Consider the following 20,038-nt stretch of genomic DNA (forward strand, 5'->3'; position numbering starts at 1 on the left):
ACGACATGGTTAAATTAAGAAATATATTTGGTGCTAAGAGTACCAAAACCAGTGAAGGGCAAAACGATTTATCGGAAGTTGTGCTGGAAATAGAAGGCATGACCTGCGATCATTGCGCCACCGGTATTGAGAAAAAGGTTGGTCAACTTGCTGGAACAGCAAGTCAGAAGGTAAACTATCCGGAGGAAAAGGGAATATTCTCCTACGATCCTGAAAAGGTTTCTAAGAAAGAGATCGTAGACACCATTAACGGCATGGGCAATTACTCCGTTAAGAAGGAAGTGCCTGTAGTATCAAATGGTCAGGGAACTGAAGAAGAAGTAACGTTTAGTATTTCCGGGATGACCTGTGACCATTGCGCGACCTCCATCGAGAAGCGCTTTGAAGGCAATGAAGGTATAGTGTCCAAATCGGTGAGCTATGCGGAAGAAAAAGGCACATTTACCTTTAACCCCGATAAAATAAGCCGCCAGGAAATTATTGAAACGATCAACAAGGGGGGCAATTACAAAGTACAAAAGGAAATTGGAGGAAACGGAAACCTGGAACGTGCTGCACCAGGGCAATATGACCTGATCATTATTGGCGGTGGTTCTGCGGCTTTTTCCGCGTCAACAACTGCTGCAGATTTAGGACTGACAGTATTGATGGTTAATGCCGGCTTGGACATTGGAGGCACATGCGTGAATGTGGGATGTGTACCTTCCAAGCATTTGATCAGAGCTGCGGAGCAGGTTCACCGGGCGCAGCATTCGCCTTTTAATGGCGTGTCTGGGGCCAATCCTACCTTTGATTTTAAGACCACCATTCAGCAGAAAAAAGAATTGGTAGCAGCCTTACAAAAGAAGAAGTATCTCGATGTGGTGGGTGATCTGGAGAATATCACTATTCTGGAAGGCTGGGCAAAGTTCGTGGATGCAAACACCATCGAAGTGGATGGGAAGCAGTACAAAGGCATGAAGTTTTTGCTGGCTACAGGTGCTACCACCAAGATTCCTGATATACCCGGTCTGGAGGATATAGGATACCTGACGAATGAAACGCTATTTGATCTTGAAGAACAACCCAAACATCTTATTGTATTGGGTGCTGGGTACATCGCCCTTGAAATAGCACAGGCATACCATCGTTTTGGAACCAAGGTGACTATTTTACACCGTTCTGAAAGATTATTACGAACGCAGGCTGCCGATATTGCCGATGACCTTACCGCTCATTTTATTGAAGAAGGCATTGATGTCCACACCAATGTCAGTATCCAAAAATTCGAAATGAATGGGGAAGTCATTGTGGCTCATACCAATGAGGGGACTTTTGAAGCCTCTCATGTGCTGGTGGCCACAGGAACCCGTCCGAATACGAATGGTCTGACGATAGAAAACGCTGGTGTAGAACTCAATAAAACAGGACATATATTAGTCAACAACAAGCAGGAGACGAATGTAGGCCACATTTATGCGGCAGGGGATTGTACCGATACACCAGCATTCGTATATACCGCTGCAAAAGAAGGTAAAGTGGCCGTATTAAATGCCTTTAAAACTTCTGGAGATACCGTTGATTATACAGGTCTTCCATGGGTCGTATTCACAGATCCGCAGATAGCCGGGGCAGGCATGGACGAAAAGGAAGCCGAAGAGGCAGGGATACCCTATGAAACCAGTGTGATGCCTTTGACCGAGGTGCCACGCGCACAGGCAGCTCTGGACACAAGAGGGTTTATCAAACTAATTAGAAATAGTGAGACGGATAAACTTATTGGTGGCAGGATTATAGCACCAGAAGGTGGTGAATTAGCCATGCAAATAAGTCTGGCAATTAAAGCCGGAATGACTGTTCAGGAGCTGGCGGATGCTTTTCATCCTTACCTGACCCTGTCGGAAGGAGTGAAACTGGCTGCCATCACCTTTAATAAAGATGTGTCAGAATTGAGTTGTTGTGCGAGTTAATTTAAATATATAATGGGAGCCATAGGAGGGGAATACCTCAATTCTGGAAACATATTTGACACAAAATATATTGTTGACCACCCTAGTCGCAAACGTATCTTTAACAAAACGTGAAGTATTATGCTACCCAAAGACTTAACAAAAGATATAAAAACCCGACTTCTAAGCATCAAAGGCCAAATGGATGGCTTGATAAAAATGCTGGATGAAGGGAAAGACCCGGAAAAGATTCTCATACAATTCAAAGCGGCCAAAAGCGGCTTAGATAAAGCCCACTTCCTTCTATTGGACGAAACATTTAGAAAATCACTGGCCATTAAGATATCCGTAACTTCAAGCGCTTGTCCTGGTAATTGTGGTAATGAAGAGCAAATAGAAATGCTACGTCAGCAATTTCCTGCCATTGAAGTGGATGACCTCACGGAAAAAATGAAAGAAATTTCACGACTTAAAAAGCACCTGGATCGATTCAATCAATTGGATCAAAATAACTCCTAAGTTTTTTTGGAGACCACCCCACCTGCCATCTTAGGTTTGTTTCATCATTTAATTAACACTTAAAAAATAAACAGATGAAACGTTCAGTTGAAGTATTCACGGCAGGTTGTCCTGTTTGTGATCCAGTTGTTAAGATGGTAAAAGACCTGGCTTGTGAGCAATGCGAGATCACCGTTTATGATTTGATCAAGTTATGTGATGACAAGGTTTGTTTGAGCAAGCTGGAAGAATATGGGATCAAAAAAGTACCTGCTATCGCTGTGAATGGCTCTCTTTTATCCTGCTGTGAAAATCATGGGATTTCTAAAGAAGAGCTGATCAAAGCAGGCATAGGACAAGGATAAGTTTTGGCAGATCAGCGCTTCTCAATGAAATCCAGGATATTATGGTTGTTAGCTGGGTCTTCAGCTATAATCTTTTTTCAGGCATATATGATAGCTCCGCTCATTCCGAAACTATCAGACGTTTTTGGTGTGCCGGAACAGCAGATTGGACTTGTCGTACCGACTTATATGATAGCATACGGTATTTCCATACTTTTTTATGGCGTTCTTTCTGACCGGATTGGCAAATCAAGAATTATGCTGTTTTCGTTAATTGCTTTTGTCCTACTAACAGGACTTACGGCTTTTGTACAGTCTTCTTCACAGTTAATATTGCTCAGGCTTTTGACGGGGCTTGGAGCCAGCGGAGTTGTTCCCATGGCACTGGCTTTGGTTGGAGACTTATACGAACCTCATGAAAGAGGCAAGCCTCTGGGTTTTTTGTTTGCTGCAATGGAAGGTGGAATGGCTCTTGGCTCTACAGCGGGAGTTATGTTGGAGCCATATATTGGATGGCGGATGCTATTTCTTGGTATAGCCCTAATAGCAGCAATAATATTATTGTTCCAGTGGGGTAGCGTTTATAAAACAACCCCGAAACATGAGGTTATCAAATCTTCCGTTTCGCAAATGTTATCCGGATTTTACAAGCTATTATCTTCATCCAGAGGACTAAAGACATACAGTTTCGTGTTTTGGAATGGTATTTTTCATTCCGGCATCTACACCTGGCTGGGACTTTACTTTTCTCAAAAATATGAGTTGGATGAATTCGGGATTGGTTTGGCCATCCTCGGCTATGGCTTACCAGGCTTTCTTTTCGGATCATTGATCGGACGTGCAGCCGATAAGTGGGGCCGGTTTCTTATCATAGTGACGGGCCTGGGCATTGCCGCAGTAGCTACAGCTCTGCTTGTTACTGACCACTCCGTAATAATAGCAGCCCTGGCTGTTACGGCTATTTCCTTGGGGTATGATCTCACCCAGCCGCTCTTTGCAGGGATAGTCACGGAAATAGGAGGTAAAAAACAGGGCGGACAGGCTATGGGATTGAATGTATTTGCCCTCTTTACCGGGTTTGGTATTGGCAGTCTCCTTTTTGGTGAAATGCTAAGATTAGGGTTCGATGCTGCACTCATCATTTTTGCCTCCATCCAAATTTTCGCTACTCTGATAGCCATTCCGATATTTAGAAAGGAACGAAAGTGAAATGCATATAATTTTTGATAGCATAATAATTAACAGAAATACCATTCTTAGAATTTGTATTGGAATGATATTCTTATGGTTCGGAATTGTTAAATTTTTTCCGGGATCAAGTCCTGCAGAAAGTCTGGCTTCCGGCACAATTTGTACCCTTACACTTCATGTAATATCTCCACCCACCTGCACGGTGACACTTGCCATTTTTGAAAGTTTGATTGGTATTTCATTGATTTTCGGAAGGCTCTTAAAACCTGTGTTGGTTTTACTTTTTCTGCACATGCTGGGGACCTTGCTCACCTTTTTCATTTTTCCTGATTTAATGTTTGCAAAGTTTCCTTTTGTACTGACTATGCAGGGCCAATATGTAATGAAAAATATCATCATAATGGCAGCCATACTGATCATTTGGCCCTCAGAGGGATGTAATAAAAAAATATTTCAAAAAGGATTAGGTGACCACCCCTAACCCCATCATACATTTGAAACAACATTTATAAAAAGAGAAGTTATGAGACAAATGATTATTGCAGCAATCCTGGTTAGTGGATTTACACTGATGAACGTGACAGCTAAAGCACAGTCAAAAAATGATGTAGATACTGTTAACGTCACTAATCGAATTGAGCTTGAAGTAAAAGGTATGAGCTGCCAGGCAGGTTGTGCCAATGGCATAGACAATATGCTCAAACAACAGAAAGGGGTCGTAAAAAGCAAGACAACCTATGATACCGAAAGCTCAGTGATCTGGTATAACAAAGAACTAATATCACAAAAGGAGATCGAAAATTTGATCAAAGACCGAGGCTTCAAAGTGAAAGTAAAAACAGAAGATCAAGAAGAAGACTTATAATCAGTTATGCAAAAATTAATAAAATTAAAAGACGATTTCGTCAGCATAGCATCCTTGTTTACCTCAGTATCCACCTTGCTATGCTGTGCCCTCCCGTCATTACTCGTGGCAGTAGGTATGGGCGCAGTAGTGGCCGGAATGGTTTCGGACTTTCCGGCATTGATCTGGTTGAGCAAGTATAAGGAATGGACGTTTCTTGGAGCAGGTATTTTGATCGGATTTAACTTTTGGCTGTTTTATGGCCGCAAAAGAGATCAGGCATGTGAAATAGACGAATTTGGGAATGAAACACCTTGTGATACAGCCGCCCGCTGGAGTAAAATTATCCTATGGATATCCTTTGGACTGTACACACTCGGATTGTTCTCAGCTTACCTGCTACTACCAATTCAACAATTTTTAGGACTTTAAAATACATACGATGAAAAGAACAGCCTTTTTAATACTACTAACTATTACAGCCATTTCTCAGGTGAAAGCCCAGGGGCACGGTCCACTTTATGGTTTACAAACCCCCACATTGGCAAAAGGAGGATTTGACTTTAATGCAGCAGCTATGAGCCTGGCTACCGAAGATGATCAATCGTTTATGCTTAGGTACATCTGGTCGTATGGGGTGACAGAAGATCTGCAAATTAATATCACTACACCCACCATGATCAACAGATTGTCTGAAGCACCCAGAACAAGAGGTAACAACAACATGCCAGCAAATGGCGACATAGAAGCATCGGTCTGGTATCGCTTCTTTTCCAATGCATTTGGGGTTGGCAAACGCTTTGAATCCACGGCTATTTTAAGTGTTTCGACACCTACTGAAGAAACCAGGAGTGGCATCAATGTAAGCAATTCCATTCATGGAGCAATCTCTACAGGCTATGCTTCACGTACCTGGTATGCCTGGGTAGGCGGTGGTTATCAATATTATTTTGAGGAAGGCGATGATCAATTAGGCGACCTTCCTTACGCAAGTCTGGTGGTTGGTTATCGGCCGAATATATTTATGGGAGACTATCCAAAGCCGGACTGGAGGATATTTTTGGAATCGCTGGCGGAGTTTCCCGGAGCTAATACCAGTGAAGGTCAGCTTACCCCCGTTGATCAAAGAGGGAAAAAAGTTATGCTCGGCCCTTCATTCCTGGGGCTTTATGGAGCCTGGGGTATATCCTTTGGAGCATTATTTCCGGTCTATCAGGATGTAACGCAGGGTCCCAAAGAGGAATACAGGCTTTCAATGAACATTAGTTATTGGTTATAAACTTTAAAAAACAGAAGAAAATGAAAAGATTAGGAATAATAGCATTGTTGACAATTTTTAGTTTGAGCGGTGCAATGGCTCAGTTGATCAAAGTAGATCAGGAAGTATTTGGAATGGACTGCGCACCGTGTGCCTATGGTCTGGAGCGTGGACTCAAGAAAATGGATGGGCTGGAAAAGGTACAGGTGAGTTTGAATGATGGCAAAGCTTATCTCAAGCTTGCTGCTGACAATGAATTGACCTTGCAAAAAATCCAGCAAGAAGTGAAGAATAATGGATTTTCAGCCAGAAATGCTAAAGTCACTTTAAAAGGAGAACTGCTTAAAGAGGGCAATGAGTGGAGAATTAAGGTCAATGGAGAAACATTCAAAGTCAGCGATGATACTTCTGGTGACATTCTAACAAAGTTCAAACCCGGGAAGATTCGGGTAAAAGGATGGGTACGGGACGAAGAGGATGGTAGTCTTGACAATTTCTGGAAAATAAAAATAAACGAAATCCTATAATCAAATCGAAGAATGAAGTTGACAAGTAAGCACCTGTCTAATATAATTTTGTAAATTTTTAAGAAAATTATATAAAAGTCAATCGAATTATAATTCATATTTTTGTCATCAGGAAATAACGAATCAAAGAAGTATAAACCATTTGAGTTTTTCTGCGTTATTGGATTAAGAATGAAAAAGCTAAAGCAAATAGTATGTTTAACGCTCGCAATGGTCATAGTAGCCGTTTCGAGCGGTTTTTCTTTTCATTCTATTGAGTGTCAGATGACAGGAGAAGAATTTCACTCAGTAATTACCAAATCTTGCTGCTGTGGATCTCCTATGCAAAAGGAAAGTAAGAAATGCTGTGATGAAGAAAGTGTAGTGCTAGAGTTGGATGAAGATTACACTTTAGAACATGTAACGACTCAGATAAGCCCTGTATTTCTAGCAGCCTTTATTTCCTCCTTTGTCTTTGACGGTATTCCCTCAGTTTCTCAAAAATTTGATTCTGTAAATCTCAAATCCCCCCCTCTGCCTAAGCGGGAAATTATTATTCTCGTTCAGTCCTTTCTTCTTTAAGATCATTCGATTTGTAAGTAATGCATACTTCATTCACTCATAAAGAGTGAATCAGACGTCATGCTCAATTTCAATTGTATTTACTCAATAAATATCGAATGATCAATGTTAAACAATATCATAAAATTCTTTCTCGAGAATAAGCTCGTTACCGGACTTATTCTGCTTACACTTATAGCATGGGGCGTAGCTACTGCGCCATTTAGTTGGGAAGCCTCCATGCTTCCAAGAGACCCAGTGCCCGTTGATGCCATACCTGATCTGGGTGAAAATCAACAAATTGTCTACACTGAGTGGCCAGGACGTTCACCTCAAGACATTGAGGATCAGATCACCTATCCTTTGACAACATCCCTTTTGGGTATTCCCGGGGTTAAAACCATTCGGAGTAATTCCATTTTCGGGTTCTCCAGCATCTATATCATTTTTGAAGAGGATGTAGAATTCTACTGGACACGTACCAGAATTCTGGAGAAACTAAACTCACTTCCGGCAGGAACTATTCCTGATGAAGTTACCCCCGCTTTAGGCCCTGATGCAACGGCTCTAGGCCAAATTTACTGGTACACCCTGGAAGGAAGGAACCCTGAGACTGGTGAGCCAACAGGCGGCTGGGATCCGCATGAATTAAGAACCTTGCAGGACTTCTATATCAAGTATTCCCTTACCTCTGCCAGTGGCGTTTCTGAAGTTGCGTCAGTTGGTGGATTTGTCAAAGAATATCAGGTGGATATAGATCCTGAGGCAATGAAGGCTCACAATGTTACAGTTGCCCAAATCATGCGGGCTGTAACTGAAAGCAACCTGGATATTGGTGCCAGAACGATAGAATATAACAAAGCCGAATACCTGGTCCGGGGATTGGGGTACATCAAAAATCTTGATGACCTTAAAGAAAGCGTGGTGACAGTTCGCGACAATGTTCCCATCAAGCTTAAAGATGTAGCCTTTATTACGTTCGGTCCTGCCCCCCGGAGAGGCGGCCTGGATAAAGGTGGAGCAGAAGCAGTTGGTGGTGTAGTTGTGGCACGCTATGGCGCCAATCCCTTGGAAGTCATTAACAATGTGAAGGATAAGATTCGCGAGATAGAACCAGGATTACCACAAAAAACGCTTAAAGATGGCACGGTATCGAAAGTAACCATAGTGCCTTTTTACGACCGAACCGGGCTGATTAAAGAAACCCTTGGTACGTTGGAAGCAGCGCTTTCACACGAAGTGCTGATCAGCATTATAGTAGTTATAGTACTCGTACTAAACCTAAGGGCCTCTATATTAATTTCAAGCTTGCTGCCTGTTGGTGTACTAATGACTTTCATTGTTATGCGGTACTTTGGAGTAGCAGCCAATGTTGTTGCACTGTCCGGTATTGCTATCGCCATTGGGGTCATGGTGGATGTCGGTATCGTTTTCGTAGAAAATATCGTCCGGCATTTAGAGATGCCTGAAAACAAAGGAGCTAAAGGACGCAGGTTGCTTGAGGTAGTATATGAAGGCACCAAAGAAGTAGCCTCTGCGATTATTACCGCCCTGGCGACTACCATCGTCAGCTTTGTTCCGGTATTTACAATGGAGGCGGCCGAAGGTAAGCTTTTCAGACCACTGGCATTCACAAAGACATTTGCTATTCTGGCCTCACTTGTCATCGGAATTATTGTGATTCCAGCGATGGCTCACGTATTATTTTCCATAAAATTTGACCGCAAAAGAGTCCGAAGAATTTGGGGTGTATCTTTAATTGCATTAGGTGTAGGTTTGGCTATTGTATTTCACTCCTGGTTGGCACTTACTTTAGCTGGCTTTGGAGTAGTCAACTTATTTTATGATAAGATTACACAATGGAAGGCATCTCTCCCCAACCTGCTCAACATTGGCCTGGCATTAGCAATTGTTACATTCTTTCTTACCGAAGAATGGATGCCACTTGGTCCGCAAAATAGTCTTTTTGTTAATGCATTGTTCGTTGCAGCCATAATTGGCGCTATTCTCGGTACGCTTATGGCCATCGTTCATTTCTACCCCAGGATCCTACCCTGGTGTCTTGATAATAAAGGTAAATTCTTACTAATACCGGTGTTCAGCATACTTTTTGGAATCATGATTTGGCAGGGTTTTGATAAACTCTTCGGGTTTGTCGCCTCTGGCACAGAAAAATTGGGGCTGGAAATCAGGCAGACCTCAGGCTGGCAAGCCGCTACAAATGTTTTTCCCGGAGTGGGTAAGGAGTTTATGCCTGCATTGGACGAAGGATCTTTCTTACTGATGCCAAGTACTATGCCCCATACCGGTGTTGAAGAAAACATCAAGGTGATTAAGCAGCTCGACATTCGGGTAAACAATATACCTGAAGTAGAGTCTGTGGTTGGGAAATGGGGACGAGTAAACTCAGCACTCGATCCTGCACCGGTATCAATGTTTGAAAACATAGTGAACTACAGGCCTGAATATATTGTAGGTGAGGAAGGCCATCGTCAGCGGTTCAAAGTCAACAAAAAGAATCAGTTCATTCTTAAAAACGGAGACGTATTTGATCCTGACAACAGTGACTTAAGTACCCTTGACAGAGATCTGCTCGTCCCTGATAATAAGGGTGAATATTTCAGGCAATGGAGGTCGCATATTCAATCTCCGGATGATATATGGCAGGAAGTAGTAGCACAATCTAACTATCCCGGCCTTACGTCTGCGCCCAAACTACAACCCATACAGACCCGGTTGATCATGCTTCAAACGGGTATGAGGGCTCCTATGGGGATTAAAGTTTATGGACCTGATTTAAAAACCATTGAAAAAGTAGGCTATGACCTGGAAAATATTTTGAAGCAGGTGCCGAGCATAGATGCCCCTACCGTATTTGCTGACAGAGTTGTAGGAAAGCCATATTTAAATATTGATCTGGACAGACAGGCCATTGCACGGTATGGATTAACCATTAAAGACCTGCAAGGTTATATCAGCGGTACTGTAGGAGGCATGAAACAAACCTCGACAGTAGAAGGCCGAGAACGCTTTCCTGTACGGGTTCGCTACGCCAGAGAATACAGGGACAATCCTGAAAAACTGAAGGATATATTGATCCCCACGCCTGCCGGCCCTCAAATTCCTCTAGGCCAGTTGGCCAATATCAGTTATACACAGGGTCCTCAGAATATCAAAAGTGAAAACACCTTCCTGGTGAGCTATGTGATTTTTGACATGAAGGAAGGCTATGCCGAAGTTGAGGTAGTGGAACAGGCGCAGCGATTAATTCAGGATAAGATTGATAGTGGTGAACTGAAAATACCTGCAGGTGTAAGCTATCAGTTTACAGGTAACTATGAAAACCAGGTGAGGGCAACCAAGCGGTTAATGCTCGTGGTACCCCTATCATTACTGATCATTTTCCTGATCCTGTATTTTCAATTCAAATCGGTAGTGACTTCCTCCATGATTTTCACCGGTATTTTTGTGGCATTTTCAGGTGGCTTCATTATGCTCTGGCTTTATGGTCAGGAATGGTTTCTCAATTTTTCTGTTTCCGGCATGAATATGAGAGACCTCTTTCAAATGGGCACTGTTAATCTTAGTGTCGCTGTTTGGGTCGGGTTTATTGCGCTTTTCGGTATCGCCACGGATGATGGTGTAATTATGGGTACTTACCTCACACAAACCTTTGACAAGGAAAAACCGCGTACAAAAGAAGAAGTCAGAAAAGCCGTCCTTCATGCCGGAATGATGAGAGTGCGACCGGCTATGATGACAGCTGCTGTGGCAGTTATCGCTCTTTTACCTGTTCTTTCCTCCACGGGTAAAGGAGCAGATATTATGGTACCTATGGCCATACCTACATTCGGAGGCATGCTTTTACAAGTCATGACCATGTTTGTAGTGCCGGTACTCTACAGCATGTGGCAGGAAAGAAAGGTTGGAAAAACAGAAAAAATTGAACTACAATGAAGCATTTAATTAAATACATGAGCTTAGTGGGGATACTCCTGGTATCCTCGCATTTACAAGCTCAGGACAGTGATATATTGAGCACTTATCTGACAGAGGCAGCAGAAAACAATCCTGATGTAAAGGCCAGTTTTCAACGGTATTACGCTGCTCTGGAGAGGGTACCGCAGGTGGGAGCGCTTCCTGATCCCAAAGCAATGATAGGATATTTCATACTGCCCGTTGAGACTCGTGTAGGTCCCAGAAGATTTGATGTTCAACTGAGTCAGGCGTTTCCCTGGTTCGGAACACTGGCAGCAAAAGAGGATCAGGCTTCCAAAGAGGCAGAGGCGCAGTACCAGGTTTTCTTAAAAACTAAGAACGACCTTTTCTACCAGGTAAAAGAAGCCTACTATCAACTTTATATCATTGATAAAAGTATCTCTATTACAAGAGGGTATCTGGATATACTGGCCAGGGATGAGCGTGTTTCTTTAAACCGGGTGGAGGCTGGCAAAGCCACTACAGCTGATGTATTGAGGATTCAAATGGAAATAAAGGAGCGTACTGCCGAGCTGGAATCATTTGTTGACAAAAGACAATCGGTGGCAGCCAGGCTTAATGCTTTGCTCAATAGAGAAGTGAATGAGGAACTAAGTGTCAGTCAGGAAATCATGGCTGATAGCGTTCAATCACAATACACTGCTTTGATTGACAGTGTTTTGCTTCACAACCCGGAGATCAACAGATTCCGAAAACAGCAGGAGGCGCTGGACAGCAAGATCAAGGTTGCCCAGAAATCGGGGCGGCCCTCATTCAGTCTTGGGTTAAGCTATGCAAATGTAACCCCAAGGACAGACACTGAGATGAACATTCCCGGTGACGGTCAGGATATGCTCATGCCAATGGCAACTGTGAGTATCCCACTATTCCGAAAAAAGTACAGGGCTATGGTTGATGAAGCTACTTTTCAAAAAAACAGTTTGCAACAGGACATCCTCAATGTAGAGAATCAGTTGCAATCCAATCTTGTAGCAGCGATCAACCAGTACCGGGATGCACAGAGGAATCTGAACCTATACGGGGAACTGACTCAGCAGGCAAATCAGACCCTTAATATCCTCACCGAAGCTTATGTGGGAGGTGAAGAGGACTATGAAGAGGTTCTCAGGATAGAACAGCAACTCTTACGCTATCAGCTTGGCCTGGAAAAGGCAAAAGCTGAAGTCAACATAGCCGTTGCATTGATTGACAAACTATTGGCAAAAAATATTCAATAATCGAAAATGACATCTAAGATGAAAAATATAAAAATAAACAAATCAAAGATCATCACCATAGCCGTGACTTTGGCTGTCGGGCTTGGACTCGGCTGGATCCTTTTTGGCGGCTCATCAGGTAGTGAAATGTCTCATCAAGGGCATAGTCACGAAGCAGAGTCTGGTCAGGAGACCATTTGGACTTGTGCCATGCACCCGCAGATCAGACAAAACAAGCCAGGTCAGTGTCCAATATGTGGTATGGACCTGACTCCCCTGAATGAATCTGGATCTGAGGTGGATAATAATTATACCTATCAAATGACCGAATCAGCCATGGCTCTGGCCAATGTACAGACTACCACTGTAGTGAAGGCAAATGAGGCAGTAAAAGAGATAATCCTCACTGGGAAAATCGAAGCTGATGAGCGAAGGATATATGAAATTCCGGCACACTTTCATGGACGGCTGGAGAAACTCTATGTGAATTTTACAGGGGAATACGTATCAAAAGGTGAGATATTGGCTTCAGTTTATTCCCCGGACCTGGTAACCGCTCAGCAGGAATTGCTGGAAGCCCTTCCGTACAAGGAGACTAATCCTGCACTGTTCAGAGCCGCACGGAGTAAACTCAAAAACTGGAAAATAGCCGATACTGAGATCGATAATATCGAACAATCAGGTGTGGTAAAAACCGAGCTACCCATACGGGCACATCATGCCGGAGTAGTGAGAAAACGAAATGTTGCTGTGGGAGATCACGTCTCTATGGGCGACATCCTCTTTGAAGTCGTTGACCTGAGCCACTTATGGGTAATGTTAGATGCCTATGAGCAGCACCTTCAATGGATAAACCTGGGCGACAAGGTAACCTTTACAGTTGCATCTATTCCTGGTGAAACTTTTGAAGCAAAAGTAACATTCATAGATCCGTTTATCAATCCTCATACACGGGTGGCCAAGGTGAGAGCAGAAGTAGGTAATCGAAACAGAAAGCTCAAGCCCGAAATGTTTGTCAAAGGAATAATTAAAGCACGCCCTTCCAGTGATAAATCTGATGCGTTACTCATACCACAATCTGCCATACTGTGGACAGGAGCGAGATCACTTGTTTATGTAAAGAAAACAGAATATGAAAAACCAACTTTTGAATATCGGCAAGTAAAACTGGGAGCTCTAAGCGGAGATTATTTTGTAGTGAAAGAAGGCCTGTTTGAAGGAGAAGAAGTGGTTACCAATGGTACATTCAGTATTGATGCAGCAGCACAACTAAGCGGAAAGGCAAGCATGATGAATCCTGAAGGTGGAAGTTCTGGAGGTACAATGCCAGGAATGCCCGGCATGAAGATGGGCGAAGGTGCTAAAACGAAAAATAAACAGGTAAGTACCCAAAAAATGGTAGAGGGACAGGCTTACAGTTTTCGTGATCAGGCTCCAGCTGCTTTCAGAGGGCAGTTGGACGATGTTATTGATGCTTACCTCAGCCTAAAAAATGGTTTGATTGAAGGGGATGAAAATACAACTGCTAAATACAGTACCGCCTTATATAATGCCTTGCAAAAAGTAAACGGTGGTCTTTTGCAAGGAGATGCCGCGGCATTTTGGGAAGAAAAGAAAAGTTTTTTGATGCAGCATGCAAAACTCTGTAAGGAAGCACCCGCCATAGCCGGAAAACGTGAGAATTTCATCTACCTCTCGCAACCCCTCATCAAACTGGTGGAGGCCTTTGGTCCTCGCGATGAAAAGCTCTACGTGGATTATTGCCCAATGGCCAATGATAATAAGGGAGCATTCTGGCTCAGTGAAACCAAAGAAATACGAAATCCTTTTATGTCAGAAGCCATGCGCTCCTGCGGGGAAGTAAAACAGGAAATACTGTCAAATTAATCAATAAATAAAAATAAGAAAAAATGAAAACGATAATGATTTTGGTTGTGTCAGCCATGCTGGCCACCACAGGGTTTAGTAAGCCAACCGACAAACAATTTGAAACAATCTCAAACATTCAGCAGACTGATAGCGCCACATTCAAAGTGTTCGGACAATGTGGAATGTGCAAAAAACGAATTGAAAAAGCTGCCAAACAATTGGATGGCGTGAGTGAGGCCAAATGGGATGTGGATTCAAAGGAGTTCACAGCTAGATATGATGCAGCTAAAGTTTCTGAGAAAGAAATACAGGAGAAAATAGCCAGCGTAGGTCATGATACTGAAAAGGTCAAGGCCACAGATGAAGCTTACGGTACCCTTCCCGGTTGCTGTAAATATGATAGACCTGATACTAAATAAACAAAAACAGATACGAAGTGAAAAAATTAACAACCGGGATAATGATGATAGTAGCTATCGCATTATCCGTTCTGACAACTGCTTGTGGCAGCAATAATGGTGAAAACCAGAAGGGCATGATGGAAAATATGAGTGAGGAAGATATGGGAGATATGATGGAAGGCGATAATGCAGAAAACATGCAAAGTGATATGTCTCCAATGACGGCTTCCTATATGGACATTACAAATGCCCTCGTATCCGATAATCCTGAAAAAGCTGGCATGGCTTCCAGCGAAATGATGGATATGGTGGAAATGGAGGACATGAAAAATGCGCTGAAAGCAATATCAGGATCAAATGATCTGAAAAAGCAAAGAATGGCTTTTAGCGAACTATCTAAACAAATGTATAACATGGCTCAATCTGGTGACATAAGTGAGACCATGTACTGGAACCATTGCCCGATGGCTATGAATGGAGATGGAGCCAACTGGCTTAGCATGAATGAAAAGATCAGCAATCCATACATGGGGCAAAAGATGCCCGGATGCGGGTCAGTCCAGGAGACATTGAACAGTGGAAATTAATTCAATTGCTTTTAAGTAATAAAAACAGTAAAAAGATGAAAAAGAATATTTTCCTCAGCATTGCATTCCTGATAGGGATGCTGCTGGCAGCACAAGTACTGGTGGCTCAGCCAGCCAGTGACAAAACAGCGCAGCGCCTTCTCCACATCAATGGTAAAGGCGAGGTACTTCGAGGTGGAACCAAACTCGGGTACATCAGTAAAGAAGATATAGTCTTCAATAACCAGAACCAGAAATTGGGCTTTATCAAAGGTGGCAGGGTCTACGATGCGGAAGGCAATTCCTTAGGTAAAGCCAAAAAGGGTGGCCAGTATTACAATAATAACGGGGTGTTTGTCCTGGAAGTCAGTGGTAATAACGAAAAATGCAGGATACTAGACGCCAGAGGGCATACGATTGGTTACGTGCATAGAAATTACAAGCTTCACGCCTGTGCAGTGCATTGCTTCTTCAAAGAGCAGAAAATTGAAGAAGATCTTGCGGCCATCCTGGCAGGCTACATGAATATTGAAAATGCCCTTGTCAACGATGATTATAAGGCTGCTCAGCAAAATGCTCAAGAGTTGAGCTCAACGGCCTTGAATGAAACTTCTGTAAAAAATACCCTGGAACAGTTGTCAGGCTCTGCTGACATAAGTGATCAGCGAAAGCATTTTGCCGCATTGTCCAAAGAGCTTTACACGGTTTTTAAGGATATCGATCTGCAAGGCAACACCCTTTACTGGAACAATTGTCATATGGCCATGAATGGCGAAGGAGCCAACTGGCTTAGCATGAATGAAAAGATCAGTAATCCATACATGGGGCAAAAGATGCCTGGCTGTGGATCCGTGCAGGAGACATTAAATAAATAATCAAGTCCTGCTGAAGAGTGGGTTGTTCAATCAGAACTCTTTCCACTCTTCTGACAGGCACAATAAAGTCATAATATGGTGGAAAACCGGGCATATAGAAGAAACCAAAAAAAGAAAGATCAGAGAAAACCTGTTAGTTCCTCTCTGAAAGAGAGGTTGTTCGCATACATTTTCCTTGGATCACTTGTCCTGATAGCCACTTTTCTTGGTTTCTACATTTTTATGCCTGGCATTTTCAATGCTCAATCGTATCAGCCAATGCCTAACAAAAATGAAGTCTTGGATCATTCCTTTGTCTGCATGGTGAACAACAGCTATAAAGGTAGAGAAATGATACCTGTATTCATTGGCGATAAAACATATTATGGATGTTGTCCGAGTTGTGAACAGAAACTAAAAAACCGTCCGCACCTATACCATGTGAATGATCCCCTTACAGGTGAAACCGTAGACAAAGCAAACGCTTTCATAACTTTTGACCCCAAAAGATACCCGCGAGTACTCTATTTCAAATCACTACAAAATGCAGAAACGTATCTTGATGTGGATTTGGAAATACCAGAAGACACAACACAAACAAAACCTAATGAACAAAATCAATTTAAGTAATATGAGAAGAATCAATCTGTTCGTATTCACAGCGCTGCTTGCTCTGCTATTAGCTTCCTGCAGCAGTGTAAACGAAGTAGAAAAATTAAAAGCAGAGGTAATGGAAGTACACGATGAGGTAATGCCGGAAATGGGCAATCTGATGAACCTAAAAAAACAGTTGAAAGATAAGATCGCCTATCCAGACAGCATTGGAGGCAGTGCAGAAGAGTTGGATCGGTTGATTCATAATCTTGAAGCAGCAGATGAGTCCATGATGGAGTGGATGCGAAACTACAAAGACCCTTCACCGGAAATGAGCGAAGAGGAGGCCTTGAAGTATTTGCAGAATAAAATGGAAAGCATCAGGGAAGTAAAACAAAAAATCAATTCCAGCAAGGCAGCAGCCGAAGCAGTTCTTAACCAATAAAATTCATCCCATGATATCAAAATTATCCTTACTATTTGTCCTGTCAATGATCATATTGACGATAGCCTGTCAACAAAAGGAAAAACAACTGCCCATTCTTGGTAAAAAAGAGGTGGTTGAAAACGGAGCTTCCGCTGATACTGTATACCATACCATTCCGGATTTCAAATTCATTGATCAGGACAGCAATACAGTTACGCAAAAGACTTTTGATAACAAGATATACATTGCCGACTTCTTTTTTACCACCTGTCCTACCATTTGCCCAGTGATGAAAACTCAGATGCTTCGGGTTTACGAAAAGTACAATGATAATCCTGAGATTGCATTCTTATCACATACCATCGATCCTAAGCATGATACTGTTGGGGTATTGAAAGAATATGCTGATCGCCTGGGAATTAGTAGTGATCAATGGCACATGGTCACTGGCGCCCGAGATAAGATTTTTGAAATAGCCCAAAGTCATTACATGGTCAGTGCTCATGAAGACCCTTCCGCTCCTGGTGGGGCTGTCCACAGTGGGGCTTTTATACTAATCGACAAGCAAAAACGGATCAGAGGATATTATGATGGCACCAAAGAAGAGGAGGTAAATCAACTGATTGAAGATATCCCACTTCTAATTCAAACAAAAAGCAATTAACATGGAACATAATCACAAGCATACAACAGAACAAAGTGTATCGAACAAATCACTTTCATCCAACGGACAATATTATTGCCCCATGCTCTGCGAGGGGGATAAAAAGTACGATCAGCCCGGTGATTGCCCCGTTTGCGGTATGGATCTGGTAAGAGAAGAAAAGACTGCCCAATCAGACAAAACGCAATATACCTGTCCGATGCACCCTGAAGTAGAGCAGGATCATCCTGGCTCATGTCCTAAATGTGGCATGGATCTGGAACCCAAGGAGGTATCAGATGATGCTGATGATGGCGAGCAAAAGGCTTATAGACGCCAGCTAAATAAGTTTTGGGTAGCTATGATATTCACCATACCCGTTGTTTTCATAGCAATGAGTGATTATATCGGCATTTCTCTTGCAATGATTGCTAGTGAAACCACCTGGGGTTGGGTAGAATTTGCACTATCCACCCCGGTAGTTTTTTATTCATGCCGTGAGTTTTTTGTGCGTGGCTACCGCTCAGTGATCAATAAGTCACCCAACATGTGGACGCTGATTTCTTTGGGGGCCGGAGCGGCCTACCTATTCAGCATTATCGCATTGGTTTTTCCTGATATATTCCCCGATCAGTTTAAATCGGAAGGTGGGGCTGTGCACTTGTACTTTGAGGCGGCTACAGTGATCCTGACACTCATCCTTTTAGGACAGGTACTGGAAGCTCGAGCGCGAGGAAAAACCAATTCGGCCATCCGTGAACTGCTCAACCTGGTGCCACCGGAGGCTACTGTTATCCGTGATGGGGAAGAAAAAGTAATCCCACTGGAGCATGTTACACTTAATGACATCATCAAAATAAAGCCTGGTGAAAAAATACCAGTTGATGGAGAAATTACGTCAGGAAAAAGCACCCTAGATGAAAGCATGATTACTGGAGAGCCAGTGCCGGTAAAGAAAACTGAAGGAGATGAAGTAATTGGCGGTACGATCAATGGTACCGGCACATTCCAAATGAAAGCCCTGAAAGTGGGAAGCGACACTTTGCTCTCCCAGATCATCGATATGGTCAACAAGGCCAGCCGCACCAAAGCCCCCATTCAAAATCTGGCCGACAAGGTGTCCGGCTATTTTGTGCCAGTAGTAGTGGTTATAGCCATTATTTCATTTATAGTCTGGACTGTTTGGGGGCCAGACCCTGCCCTGGTTTATGCCTTTACCAGTGCGGTTACCGTGTTGATTATCGCCTGTCCGTGTGCTTTGGGATTGGCTACACCAATGTCTATCATGGTGGGCACAGGAAAAGGTGCCAAGCAAGGAGTGTTGGTTAAAGATGCCCGTGCCATAGAAGAAATGCATAAGGTCACTACCTTGGTGATTGACAAGACCGGCACCATCACTCAGGGTAAGCCTGCCCTGCAGCAAGTCCAGTCTTACGGTGACCAGTATTCTGATGAAGAACTGCTCAAGCTGGTTGCTTCATTAGAAAACAACAGTGAGCACCCACTGGCGCATGCCATCATATCAGGAGCCGAAGCGCAAGGTATCAAAACCTTGGACGTGAGTAATTTCGATTCCATCACCGGTAAAGGAATAACCGGTACAATTGATGGAAGGCAGGTAGCGATTGGCAACCGCAGGTTGCTGGAGCAGTTGGAAGTAAAAACTGATGAGCAATTTTTAGATGAAGTAACCAAAAGGCAATCAGAAGGCGAAACCGTGATGTTTGTCATCATCGATCAATTGCTGGCCGGTTATATCAGTGTGGCAGATCCCATCAAGGAAGCCTCTGCTTCTGCCATTAAAACTTTACAGGATCAGGGGCTGGAGGTGATCATGCTTACCGGGGACAATAAAAACACCGCTAAGGCCGTAGCTGACAAGCTGGGCTTGGATGGTTATGAAGCTGACCTTTTGCCCGAAAACAAATATGAAAAAGTGAAAGCCCTGCAACAACAAGGCAAAAAAGTAGCCATGGCCGGAGATGGCATCAATGATGCCCCGGCCCTGGCACAAGCCGATGTGGGAATCGCCATGGGAACCGGTACCGATGTAGCCATAGAAAGCGCCAGCCTTACGCTGGTGAAAGGTGAACTTGACGGAATTGTTCGGGCCAGAAAGCTCAGTACGGATGTGATGCGTAATATTAAGCAAAACCTATTCTTTGCTTTCATATACAATGCGCTATGTGTCCCAATTGCAGCTGGAATATTATTTCCCTTTTTTGGATTGCTTTTAAGTCCGATGCTTGCCGCAGCGGCGATGAGCCTGAGCTCGATAAGTGTGATAGGTAATAGTTTGAGATTGAGGTAAGCTCATGAGAGAAATGAAGAATTAACAGATTATCTCCTCCCTTTGTAA

20 protein-coding genes are annotated in these 20,038 nt (G+C 43.2%); all 20 read left to right on the plus strand.

The window, feature by feature from the left end; all coding sequences use genetic code 11:
* Positions 1-5 precede the first annotated feature (5 nt).
* The 20 genes from merA to ACHKAR_RS07860 all read left to right on the plus strand — a co-directional run bounded on the left by merA (position 6) and on the right by ACHKAR_RS07860 (position 19,990).
* Entirely contained in the window at positions 6-1,949 is a 1,944-nt protein-coding gene (gene merA, locus ACHKAR_RS07765; RefSeq protein WP_395416905.1) for a mercury(II) reductase, read from the plus strand.
* A 120-nt stretch (positions 1,950-2,069) separates the two neighbouring features.
* On the plus strand, positions 2,070-2,447 hold the full coding sequence (locus tag ACHKAR_RS07770) for a metal-sensitive transcriptional regulator (protein WP_395416906.1): 378 nt from the start codon (positions 2,070-2,072) through the stop codon (positions 2,445-2,447).
* A 74-nt stretch (positions 2,448-2,521) separates the two neighbouring features.
* Positions 2,522-2,791, plus strand: coding sequence for a thioredoxin family protein (locus ACHKAR_RS07775; RefSeq protein ID WP_395416907.1), 270 nt, complete (start codon positions 2,522-2,524; stop codon positions 2,789-2,791).
* A 24-nt stretch (positions 2,792-2,815) separates the two neighbouring features.
* Entirely contained in the window at positions 2,816-3,979 is a 1,164-nt protein-coding gene (locus ACHKAR_RS07780; RefSeq protein ID WP_395416908.1) for an MFS transporter, read from the plus strand.
* Positions 3,980-4,043: 64 nt separating this feature from the next.
* Positions 4,044-4,442: a doxx family protein gene (locus ACHKAR_RS07785; protein WP_395417298.1), complete on the plus strand. Its 399-nt coding sequence runs from the start codon at positions 4,044-4,046 to the stop codon at positions 4,440-4,442.
* Between the two features lie 42 nt (positions 4,443-4,484).
* Positions 4,485-4,826 carry a heavy-metal-associated domain-containing protein gene (locus tag ACHKAR_RS07790; protein WP_395416909.1) on the plus strand — a complete coding sequence of 114 codons (342 nt, stop codon included), beginning with the start codon at positions 4,485-4,487 and terminating at the stop codon, positions 4,824-4,826.
* 6 nt (positions 4,827-4,832) lie between these two features.
* A complete protein-coding gene (locus tag ACHKAR_RS07795) occupies positions 4,833-5,237 on the plus strand; it encodes a hypothetical protein (protein WP_395416910.1) in 405 nt (134 codons plus the stop codon).
* 10 nt (positions 5,238-5,247) lie between these two features.
* Positions 5,248-6,084, plus strand: coding sequence for a hypothetical protein (locus ACHKAR_RS07800; RefSeq protein ID WP_395416911.1), 837 nt, complete (start codon positions 5,248-5,250; stop codon positions 6,082-6,084).
* Between the two features lie 20 nt (positions 6,085-6,104).
* On the plus strand, positions 6,105-6,590 hold the full coding sequence (locus ACHKAR_RS07805) for a heavy-metal-associated domain-containing protein (RefSeq protein WP_395416912.1): 486 nt from the start codon (positions 6,105-6,107) through the stop codon (positions 6,588-6,590).
* 171 nt (positions 6,591-6,761) lie between these two features.
* Positions 6,762-7,151, plus strand: a complete 390-nt coding sequence (locus ACHKAR_RS07810) for a hypothetical protein (protein ID WP_395416913.1) — start codon at positions 6,762-6,764, stop codon at positions 7,149-7,151.
* 105 nt (positions 7,152-7,256) lie between these two features.
* The gene (locus ACHKAR_RS07815; RefSeq protein ID WP_395416914.1) at positions 7,257-11,087 is read left to right on the plus strand and encodes an efflux RND transporter permease subunit; all 3,831 of its coding nucleotides are present in this window, start codon (positions 7,257-7,259) and stop codon (positions 11,085-11,087) included.
* The gene (locus ACHKAR_RS07820; protein WP_395416915.1) at positions 11,084-12,346 is read left to right on the plus strand and encodes a TolC family protein; all 1,263 of its coding nucleotides are present in this window, start codon (positions 11,084-11,086) and stop codon (positions 12,344-12,346) included. The genes ACHKAR_RS07815 and ACHKAR_RS07820 overlap by 4 nt, the downstream gene beginning before the upstream one ends.
* Before the next feature lie 18 nt (positions 12,347-12,364).
* On the plus strand, positions 12,365-14,212 hold the full coding sequence (locus ACHKAR_RS07825) for an efflux RND transporter periplasmic adaptor subunit (protein WP_395416916.1): 1,848 nt from the start codon (positions 12,365-12,367) through the stop codon (positions 14,210-14,212).
* Between the two features lie 23 nt (positions 14,213-14,235).
* On the plus strand, positions 14,236-14,613 hold the full coding sequence (locus ACHKAR_RS07830) for a heavy-metal-associated domain-containing protein (RefSeq protein ID WP_395416917.1): 378 nt from the start codon (positions 14,236-14,238) through the stop codon (positions 14,611-14,613).
* Positions 14,614-14,654: 41 nt separating this feature from the next.
* A complete protein-coding gene (locus ACHKAR_RS07835; RefSeq protein ID WP_395416918.1) occupies positions 14,655-15,182 on the plus strand; it encodes a DUF3347 domain-containing protein in 528 nt (175 codons plus the stop codon).
* A 35-nt stretch (positions 15,183-15,217) separates the two neighbouring features.
* Positions 15,218-16,036 carry a DUF3347 domain-containing protein gene (locus ACHKAR_RS07840; protein WP_395416919.1) on the plus strand — a complete coding sequence of 273 codons (819 nt, stop codon included), beginning with the start codon at positions 15,218-15,220 and terminating at the stop codon, positions 16,034-16,036.
* A 75-nt stretch (positions 16,037-16,111) separates the two neighbouring features.
* Positions 16,112-16,645 carry an eL24 family ribosomal protein gene (locus ACHKAR_RS07845; protein ID WP_395416920.1) on the plus strand — a complete coding sequence of 178 codons (534 nt, stop codon included), beginning with the start codon at positions 16,112-16,114 and terminating at the stop codon, positions 16,643-16,645.
* Position 16,646: 1 nt separating this feature from the next.
* Positions 16,647-17,054 carry a viral A-type inclusion protein gene (locus ACHKAR_RS07850; protein ID WP_395416921.1) on the plus strand — a complete coding sequence of 136 codons (408 nt, stop codon included), beginning with the start codon at positions 16,647-16,649 and terminating at the stop codon, positions 17,052-17,054.
* 46 nt (positions 17,055-17,100) lie between these two features.
* Positions 17,101-17,700, plus strand: coding sequence for an SCO family protein (locus ACHKAR_RS07855; RefSeq protein WP_395416922.1), 600 nt, complete (start codon positions 17,101-17,103; stop codon positions 17,698-17,700).
* 1 nt (position 17,701) lies between these two features.
* On the plus strand, positions 17,702-19,990 hold the full coding sequence (locus tag ACHKAR_RS07860) for a copper-transporting P-type ATPase (protein WP_395416923.1): 2,289 nt from the start codon (positions 17,702-17,704) through the stop codon (positions 19,988-19,990).
* The last annotated feature ends 48 nt before the right edge of the window (positions 19,991-20,038 follow it).

It is taken from the genome of Marinoscillum luteum, assembly GCF_044005705.1.
Classification (GTDB): domain Bacteria; phylum Bacteroidota; class Bacteroidia; order Cytophagales; family Cyclobacteriaceae; genus Marinoscillum; species Marinoscillum luteum.